The organism is Gordonia sp. (in: high G+C Gram-positive bacteria) (assembly GCF_047606305.1).
Lineage (GTDB): Bacteria > Actinomycetota > Actinomycetes > Mycobacteriales > Mycobacteriaceae > Gordonia.
Genome location: NZ_JASGER010000009.1, coordinates 1 through 13,490, shown reverse-complemented (window position 1 = coordinate 13,490; position 13,490 = coordinate 1). Strand labels below are relative to the sequence as shown.

Genomic DNA, 13,490 nt, shown 5'->3' with positions numbered 1-13,490 from the left:
GCCTCACCCACCGTAGATCGCCTTGGCCAACGCCAGCGCGACCTCGCCGGTGCGGGAGCCGAACGTCAACATCTGTCCGTCGGCCATGTCGATCACGGTGCGCGACCGCCCGGCCGGCGTCTGCGCGACGCCGGGCACGCGCAGGAGTCCGTCGATGCCCCCGACGGACGCCAGCCCGTCGGTCATCATGAGCAGTGCGTCGGGAGCCGCTTTGATCAGCCCCTCGGCGGTGAGCGAGGTGTACGGCTCCTTCAGCCCGGCGGCGGTGCCGGCGTCAACGCCGCCGAGGAATTCGATCATCTCCGAGGCACCCGAACCGGGGCCGCCCAGGATCATCAGACCCGTGCCGCGCGCGTACAGGAACCCGATCTTCGGCTTCGACCGCACAGGAGGTACCGCGGCCCGCGCCGCGGCGATCTGCCGATCCGTGCGCTTGACCAGCTCCTCCCCGGCGGCGGCGACGCCGAGCGCGTCGGCGGTGGTCCGCAGCTGTTGGCCCGTGTTGTCCATCGTGCGCGCGGGCTCGCCGAGCACGACGGGGATGCGGGCGGCGCGCAGCCGCACGGCCAGCGTGGCGACCGACGGTAGTGACGCGTCGGCGAGGACCACCGTCGGGCGCAGGGCGAGGATGGCCTCGAGATTGGCATTGCTGCCGTCGGGCGTGAGGACCGGGATGTGCTGGGCGGCCGGGAACTTCGTCGCGATGTCGCGGCCGACGAGGTTGGCGCCCAGCCCCAGCGCGAACACGGTCGTCCCATACGTGCCGAAGCGGTCGAGCGCGACGATCCGGCTCACATCGGTGACGGTCACATCCGGGCCGTCGAAGGAATGAACGGTCGTCGGGAGTGCGGGTGCGGGGTCGCCGGTGACCGGTGTGGGATCGGCGGGAACCGTGGCCGTGCGGGGGCCGGGCGGGATCACGGCCGCGGCCACCGACGAGCCGCCCACGTCGAGCGGAGCGACGGTACACCCGGCCACCAACGCCGACGCGACGACGCCGGCGAGCATCGTGGGGATGCCGCGCCGGCGTCGTGCAATCATGTGTCTCGACCGGTGATCAGTGGTGGGCGTGGGCCGAACCCATGCCGACCAGCGCATCGGCCGACTCCGGCGCGAGCTTCCACGTGTCGCCGACCTTGGCGAACGTGTACGGAACGGTGACCGGTGCGGGGGCATGCGGGCTCGCGACCTCGACCTGGGCGACGGCCTTGTCGTCCCCCTCGGCCTTCACCGACTTCACGGTGAACTTGTCCGGGGTGTAGCCGCCGTGTGCGGCGCCCTCGGCGAAACCGTGCAGCTTGGGGCCCCATGCCGGATCCGGCGAGTTCACCAGGGCAGCGGCCGCCTCCGGCGTCGTGGCCGGGTCGACGATGGTCCGCAGGATCTCCTGCGCCTTCGCGGTCTCCAGGGTGTCACTCGACGAGCAACCGGCGGCGCCGAGCAGGCCGAGGGCGGCGAGCAGGGCGATCAGCACGCCTGCGATGCGACGGTTCATGAAGTCTTCCTTTCCTCCGCCGGCGCCGCTGCGGCGTCGGGCTAAGGACATCCTAACGACGAACGATTGCTCAACGCTTGCGGCGCTGCTCCCGCTTGTCCCGCACTCGCACGTTGACCCGCACCGGGGAGCCGTGGAAACCGAAATCCTCGCGCAGTCGCCGCTCCAGGAAGCGGCGGTAGCCGGCCTCCAGGAAGCCGGTGGTGAACAGCACGAACGTCGGCGGTCGGGTGGCCGCCTGGGTGGCGAACATGATGCGCGGCTGGCGCCCGCCGCGCACCGGCGGCGGGTTCGCCGCGACGACCTCCTTGATCCAGTTGTTGAGCTGTCCGGTCCCGATGCGCTTGTCCCACGACTCGAGCGCCTCCTCGAGTGCCGGTACGAGCTTTTGCACCGCGCGTCCGGTCATCGCCGAGATGTTGATCCGCGACGCCCACGCCGCGCGATTGAGCTCGCGGTCGATCTCCTTCTCCAGCGCGTACCGCCGGTCCTCGTCGACGAGGTCCCACTTGTTGAAGGCGACGACCAGTGCGCGACCCGTTTCGACGACCATTCCGAGGATGCGCAGATCCTGTTCCGACAGCGGCTCGGAGGCGTCGATGAGCAGGATCGCGACCTCGGCGGCCTCGAGTGCCGAACGCGTCCGCAGCGACGCGTAGTACTCGTGGCCGGTGGCGGTGCGAACCTTGCGCCGCAGACCGGCGGTGTCGACGAACTGCCACACCTTGCCGTCGAGCTCGATGAGTTCGTCCACCGGGTCGACGGTGGTGCCGGCGACATTGTCGACGACCGACCGCTCCTGGCCGGCGAGCTTGTTGAGCAGTGAACTCTTCCCGACGTTGGGCTTGCCGACGAGCGCGACACGGCGCGGTCCGCCCGACGGTGCCGCGACACGCGTGTGCTCGGGCAGGACCTTCAAGATCTCGTCGAGCAGGTCACCGGCCCCGCGGCCGTGGGCCGCCGACACCGGATGCGGCTCCCCCAGGCCCAGCGACCAGAGTTCGGCGGCGTCGGCCTCCACCCGATCGCTGTCGACCTTGTTCGCACACAGCAACACCGGCACCGTGGCCTTGCGCAGCACCCGGGCGACGGCCTCGTCGGTGGCGGTCGCCCCGACGGTGGCGTCGACGACCAGGACGATGGCGTCCACCGCGTTCATCGCCCGCTCGGCCTGATCGGCCACCGCCTGCTGGAGGCCCTTTGCGTCGGACTCCCAGCCGCCGGTGTCCACGACCATGAAGTTGCGGCCGTTCCAGCTCGCCGGATACGCGACCCGGTCGCGGGTGACGCCCGGCAGATCCTCGACGACGGCCTCGCGTCGACCCAGGATGCGGTTGACCAGGGTGGACTTGCCGACGTTGGGCCGGCCGACGATCGCCACCGACGGCAGCGCCGCGGCGCCGTCGAGCGCGGCATCATCACCGACCGCGTCGACGACCTCCCAATCGGACTCGTCGGTCCACACTCCGTCGCCGGGGAGCGACTCGGCTCCGGCTCCCACCACTTCGTCGGTCACCGACGCACTCCGATCCGTTGGTCCACCAGGTCGGTCAGCGCCGCGAGGACCTGCGGCAGGGACAGATCGCTGGTGTCGAGCTCCACCGCGTCATCGGCCCGGCGCAGCGGCGAGGCCGCACGCGTCGAGTCGAGGTGGTCGCGCCGGTTGACGCTGGCCAGCACCTCGTCGAGGTCGCTCGTCCGGCCCGCCTCGAGGTTCTGGCGGTGCCGCCGCTCCGCCCGCGCCCGCGGGGTCGCGGTCAAGAAGACCTTGAGTGCGGCGTCGGGGAAGACCACCGTGCCGATGTCGCGTCCCTCGACGACGACGAACCGATCGGCGGCGACCTGCCGCTGCAGCTCGACCATCTGCTCGCGCACGCGGGCATTGGCGGCGACGGCCGACACGGCGTTCGTCACGTCGTCGGCGCGGATCGCGGTGGACACGTCCTCGTCGTCCAGGAGCACCACGGTGTCGCCGTCCCGGTCGCGCAGGTCGATGGACAGGCCCCGCACCAGCTCGGCAACCGCGTCGACGTCGTCGGGATCGATGCCGGCGCGCAGCACCGCCAGGCTTGCGGCACGGTACATCGCGCCGGTGTCGAGGTATTGGGCGCCGACCTCGTCGGCGAGCAGCCTCGACACCGAGGACTTGCCGGTTCCGGCCGGTCCGTCGATCGCCACGACCGTCGTCTCGTCGTCGGTCACAGGCCCACCGCCTGGTAGAGCGCGCCGATCTCGTCCTTGCCGAGCACGCGGATCGAGCCGGGGCGCTGGTCGCCCAGGGCGATCGGACCGACGTCGGTCCGCACCAGTCGGGTGACCGGGTAGCCCAGGTGGTCCATGAGGCGGCGCACGATGCGGTTGCGGCCCTCGTGCAGCGTGATCCGGACCAGCGACGCGCCGTCATGGACCTGCAGCGGCACGAACTCGTCGGCCTGCACCAGGCCGTCGTCCAGTTCGACGCCGTCGCGCACCTTGCGCGACAGTGCGCGGGGCACCTCGCCGCGAACCGTCGCCAGGTAGGTCTTGGGCACCTCGAAGGACGGGTGCATCAGCCGGTGGGCGAGTTCCCCGTCGTTGGTGAGCAGCAGCAGGCCCTCGGTCTCGGCGTCGAGCCGTCCGACGTGGAAGAGCCGCTGTCCGGCCATGACGCGCTCGGCGACGAGATCGCCCACGCAGGGGCGCCCCTGATCGTCGGCCATCGTCGAGTGGTAGCCAGCGGGCTTGTTCAGTGCGAGGTAGGTCATGTCCTCGTCGATGAGGACCCGCACGCCGTCGACCCGCACGATGACGCGGTGGGGATCGACGCGCATCCCCTGTTCGGTGACCACGACGCCGTCGACGCTCACGCGCCCGGCCGCGATCATCTCCTCGGCCCCGCGGCGCGAGGCCACTCCGGCCGAGGCGAGGATCTTCTGCAGGCGGGTGCCCCTCGGGTCGTACGGATCGTCGCCGCCGGGGGTGGTGCCGATGAACTCGCCGTCCTCGCGCGGGCGCTGGGCCTTGGCGGGCCTGGCGTTGTTGAGCCGCACCTTGCCCGCCTCGACGTTCACCCGCGATTGTTTGCGCGGTTTCGCCATGTCAGCCCTACTCGTCCGTTTCTGTCGCGGCCGCCGATTCGGACTCGGCGACCGGCGCTGCCGTGTCGTCCGATTCTGCCCGGCCGGCGGAGAGTTTGGCGAATCGCGGATCGGAGGTCAGCTCGTCGGACAGGTCCTCGATCAGGTCCACGTCGGGCAGCAGCGGCCCCAGATCGGGCAGCTCCGAGAGGGAGGCCAGCCCCAGGCGCTCCAGGAACAGTTCGGTGGTGCCGTAGGTGGTGGCCGAGGTCTGCGGGTCGGTGCCGACCTCGTTGATCAACCCGCGCGCGACGAGGGTGCGGATGACGCCGTCGACGTTGACGCCGCGGATAGCCGACACACGGGCCCGACTGACCGGCTGGCGATAGGCGATGACGGCCAGCGTCTCGAGGGCGGCGCGGGTCAGCTTGGTGCGGGCACCGTCGAGCAGCAGCCGTTCGACGTAGGGCGCGAACTCGGCGCGGGTGTAGTAGCGCCACCCGTCGGCCGTGTACCGCAGGTCGATGCCGCTGCCGGCCTCGGTGAGCTCGTCGGACATGCGGGCGAGCATTTCCTTGACCCGCAGTCGGTCCTGTTCGGTCGCGGTGGCCAACTCCTCCACCGACACCGGGGTGTCGACGACGAGCAGCACCGCTTCGAGGGCCGAGCGGAGCTCGTGGTCGTCGAGGACGATCGCGCCCTCGTGCTCGAGGGTGGTCTGGGCCGCCTCGTCACTCATCCGTAGTCCTCCACTCGATCCATGCTCAACTCCTCGGGTTCCCGGTCACCGGACCAGGTGACCGTCAACTCCCCCAGCGCCTCCTCCTGCACGAAGGTGACGGCGCGCTCGCGGTACAGCTCCAGCAGACCCAGGAAGCGGGCCACGACCTCCAGCCCGTTGGTGCATTCGGCCACCAGCTGGGCGAAGGTCATCGTGCCCTCGGGAGCGTCACGCAGCAGCACCGAGAGCCGTTTGGCCTGTTCGGGCACCGACACCTTCGGGATGTGCAGGTGGTCGAGCCCGACGGTCGGGACCGGTTTGGGGGTGAGCGCGGTCGCGGCGACCTCGGCGAACCCGAGGGGGTCCACGCCGAGGGTCACCTCGGGCAACAGTTCGGCGAAGTGGTCCTCCAGCGCGACCGCGCGTGGATAGCGCTGGAGCGCGGAGGCCTCGAGCTCGGCGAACAGCCCCGCCACCTGCTTGTAGGCGCGGTACTGCAGCAGCCGGGCGAACAGGAGGTCGCGCGCCTCCAGCAGCGCCAGGTCCTCGGGGTCGTCGACCTCGCCGGAGGGCAGCAGGCGGGCCGCTTTCAGATCCAGGAGCGTCGCCGCGACGACGAGGAACTCCGTCGTCTGCTCGAGGTCCATGTGCTCGCCCATGTCCCGGGTGTAGGCGATGAAGTCGTCGGTCACCTCGTGCAGCGCGACCTCGGTGACGTCGAGGCGGTGCTGGCTGATCAGGTTCAGCAGCAGGTCGAACGGGCCGTCGAAATTGTCCAGATGGACGCGGAAACCCTGGTCTGCGTCGTCCTCCGGTGTCGTGACCGTCATCGACGCTCGGCGTCGCGCTCGATGACCTCGGCCGCGACGTTGCGGTAGGCCTTCGCGCCGGTCGACTTGGGCGCCCAGGAGATGATCGGTTCGCCGGCGACACTCGTCTCCGGGAACCGCACGGTCCGGTTGATCGACGTGTCGAAGACGACGTCCCCGAAGACCTCGACCACGCGCGCCATGACGTCGCGCGAATGCACCGTGCGCGGGTCGAACATGGTCGCCAGGATGCCGCCGATCTCCAGCTTCGGGTTGAGCCGCTCGCGGACCTTGTCGATCGTGTCGGTCAGCAGCGCCAACCCGCGCAGGCTGAAGTATTCGCACTCCATCGGGATCAGCACGCTGTCCGCGCAGGCGAGGGCGTTGACGGTCAGCAGGCCCAGCGACGGCTGGCAGTCGATCAGGATGTAGTCGTAACGGTCGACGACGGGGTGCAGCGCACGTCCGAGCGTTTGTTCGCGCCCGACCTCGTTGACCAGCTGGATCTCGGCGGCCGAGAGGTCGATGTTGCTGGGCAACAGGTCCATGCCCTCGACCCGGGTGCGCTGCAGCACGTCGTCGATCGACGCCAGCGGCGGCACGAGCAGGTTGTGGACCGTCTCCTCGAGCTCGTGGTGGGCCACGCCCAGACCGGCGGACAGGGCCCCCTGCGGATCGAGGTCGACGAGCAGGACGCGGCGGCCGTACTCGGCCAGCGCGGCACCGATGTTGATCGTGGACGTCGTCTTGCCGACGCCGCCCTTCTGGTTGCAGACGGCGATGATCGTCGCGGGGCCGTGCGACTTGAGCGGCTTCGGCGTGGGGATGGCGCGCAGCGGGCGCCCGGTGGGCCCGAGCTTCCCCTCGTCAACGGTGGAGTCGGCCTCCTCGTCAGCGCCGGGGCTGCTGACGGACAGCCGGTACTTGTCGATCTCCGGCGTGCTCACAGACCGCTCCTCCCCTCTTCCGCGCGATGGATGAGGTCCACCCTAGCGGGCACGCGGGTGCGCCGTGGCGTAGACCTCGCGCATCGTCGACACGGTCACGAGGGTGTAGACCTGCGTGGTGGTCACCGAGGCGTGGCCGAGGAGTTCCTGCACGACGCGCACGTCGGCCCCGCCGTCGAGAAGATGGGTGGCGAAGCTGTGCCGAAGGGTGTGCGGGGACACCGCCGCGCTGACCCCGGCGCGCTCGGCGGCGTCGGCCAAGATCTGCCAGGCGCTCTGCCGCGACAACCGTCCGCCGCGGGCGTTGAGGAACACCGCCGGTCCGCTGCGCAGCCCGACCAGCGCCGGGCGGGCGCGCACGAGATAGGCCTGCACCGCCTCCACCGCCGGCCCGCCAACGGGGACGAGTCGTTGCTTGCCGCCTTTGCCGCGCAGCAGGACCGTGCGATGGTCCAGGTCGAGGTCGTCGATGTCGAGCGAGGTGACCTCCGAGATGCGGGCACCACAGCTGTACAGCAGCTCGAGCAGGGCGCTGTCGCGCAGCCCGCGCGGATCGTCGCCGCCGGCGTTCGCGAGGATCGCGCCCACCTCGTCGACGGTCAGCGCCTTGGGCAGCCGCTGCGCGGGTTTGGGCGGTCGGACGCCGTGGGCCGCATCGACCTCGGCGATCCCCTCGGCCACCGCGAACTTGTGCAGGCCGCGGGTGGCGACCAGGGTGCGCGCGATCGAACTCTCGGCGAGCGGCGCGGCGCCGTCCCTCCCGGAGCGCAGGTCGACGAGGAACTCCCGCACGTCCGCCTCGGCGACGTCCCGGAGGTCGCCGATCCCGCGCGACTGCAGGTACTCGCGGTAGCGGCGCAGGTCGCGCCGATAGGACGCCGCGGTGTTCGCGGCGACGCCCCGCTCGACCACCAGGTGGTCGAGGTAGCGGTCCACCTGCTCGGCGAGACTGTCCCCGGTCAGCCCCGCTCACCCCGTTTGCGCTCGTCGAAGGCGGTGGGCCGGCCCGGCCACGGCGCGTCCACCGGCCGAGCAGGCGCCCCGTCGACGACGCGGGCCGCGGCCAGGAGGCCGGCGACGGCGGTGGCGTTGACGATGCCGCCCGACAGCGCGAGGTCCACCGCCTCCGGCAGCGGCAGCCACCGCAACCGCAGGTCGGCCTCCTCGTCGACGCGCTCGGCGGCGGGCAGTTCGTGGAGTCCGCGGGCCAGATACACCCGCAGCGCCTCGTCGGTGAAGCCCGGCGACAGCGCCAGGTCCACCAGGACCTCCCAGCGATCGGCGGCGAGGTCGGCCTCTTCGGCCAGCTCACGACGGGCGGCGTCGACCGGCGCCTCGCCGGGCTGGTCGAGGAGTCCGGCCGGCAGTTCCACCAGGCGCTGCCCGACCGGGTGTCGGTACTGCTCGACGAGAGCCACCCGATTGGCGTCGTCGAGGGCGACGACGGCCACCGCACCCGGATGCTCGACGACCTCTCGGCGCGCGGTGTCACCGCCGGGCATGGTCACCTCGTCGATGCGCAGCACGAGAATCGCACCGTCGTAGCGCACCTGCGAATCGGCGACGGTGAACTCGTGCGCCATGGCGCTATTCCGAGGCGGCGACGGGCTCGTCGTCGCGCATGGGGATCTCGACCGGGAGCCGCTCGGCGGCCTTGTACTCGATGGCGGCGGCGATCAGGCTGCTGAACAGCGGGTGCGGCCGCGTCGGGCGCGACTTGAGTTCCGGGTGGGCCTGCGTCGCGACGAGGAAGGGGTGCTGATCGCGCGGATACTCGACGAACTCGACCAGGCGGCCGTCCGGGGACGTGCCAGAGAACACCAGGCCCGCCTCGGCGATCTTGTCGCGGTAGGCGTTGTTCACCTCGTAGCGGTGGCGGTGGCGTTCGGTGACCTCGGTCTCGCCGTAGGCCTGCGCGACCTGGGTGCCCTCGCCCAGCACCGCCGGGTAGGAGCCCAGCCGCATCGTGCCGCCGAGGTCGGCCTCGCCGGCGACGGCCTGCTCCTGATCGGCCATGACCGAGATCACGGCGTGCTTGGTGTCCGGCTCGAACTCGGCGGAGTTCGCGTCGTCGAAGCCCACCGACCGGGCGGCCTCGATGACCACGCACTGCAGGCCCAGGCACAGGCCGAGCAGTGGGATGCCGCGCCGGCGGGCGTAGCGGATCGCGCCGACCTTGCCCTCGATGCCGCGGATGCCGAAACCGCCCGGAACGAGGATGGCGTCGACGTCGCCGAGGGCCTGCTGCGCCCCGGCGTCGGTGGCGCACTCGTCGGACTGGACCCAGACGATCTCGGTGCGGGCCCGGTGGGCGAAGCCGCCGGCCCGGATCGCCTCGGTCACCGAGAGATAGGCATCGGGCAGGTCGACGTACTTGCCGACGAGGGCCACGCGGACGGTCTCCTGCGGCTCGTGGACGCGGCGCAGCAGCTCGCCCCACACGGACCAGTCGACGTCGCGGAACGGAAGGCCCAGCTTGCGCACGACGTAGGCATCGAGGCTCTCGGCGTGCAGCACCTTGGGGATGTCGTAGATGCTCGGGGCGTCTGGCGTCGAGATGACGCCCTCGATGTCCACGTCGCACATGAGCGCGATCTTCTGCTTCAGCGATTCGGGGACCTCCCGATCGCAGCGCAGGATCAGCGCGTCGGGCTGGATGCCGATGTTGCGCAGGGCGGCGACCGAGTGCTGGGTCGGCTTGGTCTTCAGCTCGCCCGACGGCGCCAGGAACGGCACCAGGGAGACGTGGAGGAAGAAGACGTTGTCCCGACCGACGTCGTGCCGGATCTGGCGAGCGGCCTCCAGGAACGGCTGCGACTCGATATCGCCGACCGTGCCGCCGATCTCGGTGATGACGACATCGGGGCGGACCCCGTCGGCACCCGGTTCGCGCATGTCCAGCACGCGGCGCTTGATCTCGTCGGTGATGTGCGGGATGACCTGCACGGTCTGGCCGAGGTATTCGCCGCGGCGCTCCTTGGCGATCACCGTGGAGTACACCTGGCCGGTCGTGACGTTGGCGGCCTGCGAGAGGTTCACGTCGAGGAAGCGCTCGTAGTGGCCGACGTCCAGGTCGGTCTCGGCGCCGTCCTCGGTGACGAAGACCTCACCGTGTTGGAACGGGTCCATGGTGCCGGGATCGACGTTCAGGTACGGGTCGAGCTTCTGCATCGTGACGTGCAGACCGCGCGCGGTGAGAAGTTGTCCCAGGCTCGAGGCCGTCAGGCCCTTGCCCAACGACGACGCGACGCCACCGGTGACGAAGATGTGTTTGGTGCCAGCACTTCCGTGGCGCAGTGGTCGCAAGCGGACTCTCCCGATCGGTATCGATCCGGGGGTCGAAACCCCGGTTACCTACGGGACTTCACGGTAACACCTCGACGGGCCAATCGCCCATTTCACGCGTCGCGCACGGAGTGTCGGCGGCTCAGGGTGGCGGTGTGATCGCCGTGGCGCCCGCGCCGGTGCCGTAGGCGGCCGGCTTTCCCTGGTTGGCCGCGCGCAGCGCGAGCACGGTCGTGATCCGCCCGATCGGCTCGTTCACGTTGTCGACGGTGGCCACCGAGTTGCCCAGCGACGGGTCCGATCGCACGACGGCGACCGGCGATCCGCCCTTGGCCGAGCCGACGCGCCCGGCGAGCACGCCGCCGAGGCCGCGGGCCGCGAAGGAGCCCGCGAATCGGCCGACGAGCTGGCCCTGGGCACCCGAATCGGTCGGGAAGGCACCGCCGGTGACGACGACGCCGAGCTGGCCGGGGTTGAGCGCCCGGTCGGTGAAGGTGATGAATCCGCCCTCGCGCAGCGAGGCGAGCGCCGCGTCATACTCGTTGCCCGGGATGGTGCCGCGCCCGACGCCCTGCTGCAGCAGCAGGCCCAGCAGGTCGCCGAGGCGGCCGCCGGAGTCGGTCAGCTCGGGGCGCAGGTTCTTCCCCGGTGGGATCGACTGGTCGATGATCGACCGCAGCTTCTCCCCCTCGCGATCCTGCAGGAGCAGGGTCGTGAGTCCGAGCTGGCCGGCGAACTTGGCACCCGCGGCCGACAGTGACTCCTTGACGGCGGTCACGTCGTCCTCGGCGGCGTTCGGGGCGGTCACGACCACGACGCTGCGATCCTTGAGCTGGTCGTTCAGCAGGCGCGGCGCGACCGCGTGCGCAAAGCCGTCGGAGGCGTTGCGGGCCGCATTGGCCTCGTCGAGCTGGTCGTTGAGGTCGCCGATGCGGTCGCGGCTGGTCCCGGTCAGGGAGTTGACCTTGTCACCGATGAACCCGGTGCCCAGGAACAGCCCGATGATCAGGGCGGCGAAGACCGCCACCAGCGAGACGGCGTGTTGGCGCAGGGAGATCAACGGTCAGCTGCCCAGACCGGAGATCCACGCGGTGAGGTGGTGCCACTGCACGACCAGGTAGTCGACGATGCCGGCGCCGCTGCCCGAGAGCATCAGCGTGGCGATCACCGCGACGAGGGCCGCGAGCACCAGCAGGGCGATGCCGACGCCGGTCCCCCGGGAGCGGTACAGCGAGGACACGGCGCGGGCGTCGACGAGCTTCGGTCCGACCTTCAGCCGGGTGAGGAAGGTCGAGGGGTTGCTCTCGCGGCGGGAGCGGTCGAAGAAGTCGTCCAATCCCCCGCTGAAACCGACGGTCACGATGAGGTCGGCACCGTGGTGGTCGACCAGGAGCAGCGCGAGGTCGGCCGCCGAACCGGCCGCCGGGAAGGTGATCGCACCGACGCCCAGGTCCTGGATCCGGGTGAGCCCGGCGGCATGGCCGTCGGTATCGGCGGGCAGGACGAGCTGGGCGCCGCTGCGCAGGGTGTCGCGGGAGATCTCGTCGGGGTCGCCGACGATCAGCGCAGGGGTGTAGCCGGCCTTGACCAGGACGTCGGCACCGGTCCCGACACCGACCATGATCGGCGAGTATTCGCGGATGAAGGGCTTGAGTGCGCGCAGCTGTGCCGCGTTCTCCGGCCCGTCGGCCACCACGACCACGTGCATGCCGTCCAGGTCCACCTCGACGTCCGGCACGCCGACGCCGTCGATGAGCAGGGGCGACTCGCTCCGGAGGAACTCGATGGTGTTGCCCGAGAATGCCTCGAGGTGGTCCACGACACCGGTCTTGGCATCGAGCATCAGGTCGGCGATATCGGTCTCGATCAGCTCGTCACCGAGCGCGACGCGCCGGTCGCCGATGTAGAGGCGGTCGTCGAAGATGCGGACCTTGGAGCCGTCGCGGACCTTCTTGAACACCTCTGCGCCGACGTTGTCGAGCAGCTTGATGCCGGCGGCGACCAGCACCTCGGGACCGAGGTTCGGGTAGCGGCCGGAGATGGACGGCGACGCGTTGACCACGGCCTCGACCTCGGCCTTCACCAGCGCATCGGCGGTGACCCGGTCCAGGTCGACCTCGTCGAGGATGACGATGTCACCCGGACCGACGCGTTCGAGTAGTCGCTTGGTGTTCTTGTCGATCCTGGCGATTCCCGTGGTGCCAGGCAGATTCGCATGGGAGCGGCTGAGTACGGCAGGCATCTTCATACGGCACATCATGGGTCGAACCGGGGGTCAACGCACGAAGGCGCGCCGTAACATCAAGCACTTTTGTCACAATTTTCTCATCAGCCCCAGCGCGGATTGCGCGTCCCACCCCGGATATGACTGTGGCCCGGACCTTTCGGTCCGGGCCACAGTCGCAGGTTCAGCCGATCACTCGAACTTGCGGAATCCGGCGGCCTCGGCGTCGGCCTCGGTCGCGAACCAGATCTCCGCGATCGTCGGCGCGTAGGCGCGCGAGGCGGGGGTGTGGAACAGACCCGAGTCCTCGTTGCCCTTGATCGGGTAGCCCTTGGGCTCGGCGTTGCCCGGCAACGGCAGGTGCGCGCCCTTGGGCAGCGGGACGGAGGTGCCGTCGCGGCGCACCCACACGGCAGCGGCGCCGCCGTAGGGCTGCTCGTCGAACTCGAGCTCCTCGCGACGGGTCTGGCCGGTCACGCGCTGCGTGCGCGTCTGGCGCTCCTTGCCGAACTCGACCTGGCCGATGCGGCGCACGCGCTTGCCGACCTCGACCTCTTCGCCGTGCAGTTCGATCTCGAACACGCCTTCTTCGAAGCTGTAATTGGGATCCACCACGTCATCATTCAATTCTGTGCGGTTGACGGTCAGTTTTTCCTCGAAGACATCGACGTCCAGCGACGCATTGTCGACGACGACCTTCTTGTGGACCTTGACGATCCCGGTCGGTACCTCGCGCTTGGCCGCGACGAGGTCCTCGGCGTGCAGCGCGACCGTGCGCGCGGGCTCCGGCGAGGGAGTCGTGGTCGTGGTCGCCGTCGGAACCGGCGTCGCGACCGGTTCGGGCACCGCGACCGGGGCGGGCGCGGGAGCGGGAGGCGGCGTCGGAGCGGCAACGGGCTCGGGTGCCGGCGGGGCGGGCGGCGCGGGAACCGGTTCGGGGACGGTCGCCACGG

General features: G+C 70.5%; 14 protein-coding genes. All 14 read right to left on the bottom strand.

Annotated elements, in window-relative coordinates; all coding sequences use genetic code 11:
* Window positions 1-3 precede the first annotated feature (3 nt).
* Window positions 4-1,041 carry a heme/hemin ABC transporter substrate-binding protein gene (locus QM634_RS01285; RefSeq protein WP_415040968.1) on the bottom strand — a complete coding sequence of 346 codons (1,038 nt, stop codon included), beginning with the start codon at window positions 1,039-1,041 and terminating at the stop codon, window positions 4-6.
* Between the two features lie 16 nt (window positions 1,042-1,057).
* A complete protein-coding gene (locus tag QM634_RS01280; RefSeq protein ID WP_415040967.1) occupies window positions 1,058-1,495 on the bottom strand; it encodes a DUF4878 domain-containing protein in 438 nt (145 codons plus the stop codon).
* Window positions 1,496-1,565: 70 nt separating this feature from the next.
* On the bottom strand, window positions 1,566-3,011 hold the full coding sequence (gene der / locus QM634_RS01275; protein WP_415040966.1) for a ribosome biogenesis GTPase Der: 1,446 nt from the start codon (window positions 3,009-3,011) through the stop codon (window positions 1,566-1,568).
* Entirely contained in the window at window positions 3,008-3,697 is a 690-nt protein-coding gene (cmk, locus tag QM634_RS01270; protein ID WP_415040965.1) for a (d)CMP kinase, read from the bottom strand. The genes der and cmk overlap by 4 nt, the downstream gene beginning before the upstream one ends.
* Window positions 3,694-4,572, bottom strand: a complete 879-nt coding sequence (locus tag QM634_RS01265; protein ID WP_415040964.1) for a pseudouridine synthase — start codon at window positions 4,570-4,572, stop codon at window positions 3,694-3,696. The genes cmk and QM634_RS01265 overlap by 4 nt, the downstream gene beginning before the upstream one ends.
* A gap of 7 nt (window positions 4,573-4,579) precedes the next feature.
* Window positions 4,580-5,290 (bottom strand): SMC-Scp complex subunit ScpB, encoded by a 711-nt coding sequence (gene scpB, locus QM634_RS01260; protein ID WP_415040963.1) that lies wholly within the window; start codon window positions 5,288-5,290, stop codon window positions 4,580-4,582.
* Window positions 5,287-6,102: a segregation and condensation protein A gene (locus tag QM634_RS01255; RefSeq protein ID WP_415040962.1), complete on the bottom strand. Its 816-nt coding sequence runs from the start codon at window positions 6,100-6,102 to the stop codon at window positions 5,287-5,289. Before QM634_RS01255 ends, scpB begins: the two co-directional genes overlap by 4 nt.
* Window positions 6,099-7,028, bottom strand: a complete 930-nt coding sequence (locus tag QM634_RS01250) for a ParA family protein (RefSeq protein WP_415040961.1) — start codon at window positions 7,026-7,028, stop codon at window positions 6,099-6,101. The genes QM634_RS01255 and QM634_RS01250 overlap by 4 nt, the downstream gene beginning before the upstream one ends.
* Window positions 7,029-7,070: 42 nt before the next feature.
* Window positions 7,071-7,964 carry a site-specific tyrosine recombinase XerD gene (gene xerD / locus QM634_RS01245; RefSeq protein ID WP_415040960.1) on the bottom strand — a complete coding sequence of 298 codons (894 nt, stop codon included), beginning with the start codon at window positions 7,962-7,964 and terminating at the stop codon, window positions 7,071-7,073.
* A 23-nt stretch (window positions 7,965-7,987) separates the two neighbouring features.
* Complete coding sequence (locus QM634_RS01240) at window positions 7,988-8,611, bottom strand: NUDIX domain-containing protein (protein ID WP_415040959.1); 624 nt, start codon at window positions 8,609-8,611, stop codon at window positions 7,988-7,990.
* Between the two features lie 4 nt (window positions 8,612-8,615).
* Window positions 8,616-10,334 (bottom strand): CTP synthase, encoded by a 1,719-nt coding sequence (locus tag QM634_RS01235; protein ID WP_415040958.1) that lies wholly within the window; start codon window positions 10,332-10,334, stop codon window positions 8,616-8,618.
* A 121-nt stretch (window positions 10,335-10,455) separates the two neighbouring features.
* Window positions 10,456-11,373 carry a copper transporter gene (locus QM634_RS01230; protein ID WP_415040957.1) on the bottom strand — a complete coding sequence of 306 codons (918 nt, stop codon included), beginning with the start codon at window positions 11,371-11,373 and terminating at the stop codon, window positions 10,456-10,458.
* 3 nt (window positions 11,374-11,376) lie between these two features.
* Window positions 11,377-12,561 carry a putative cytokinetic ring protein SteA gene (gene steA, locus QM634_RS01225; protein ID WP_415040956.1) on the bottom strand — a complete coding sequence of 395 codons (1,185 nt, stop codon included), beginning with the start codon at window positions 12,559-12,561 and terminating at the stop codon, window positions 11,377-11,379.
* 168 nt (window positions 12,562-12,729) lie between these two features.
* On the bottom strand, window positions 12,730-13,490 hold a 761-nt coding region (locus QM634_RS01220), incomplete at its 5' end, for a YsnF/AvaK domain-containing protein (protein WP_415040955.1).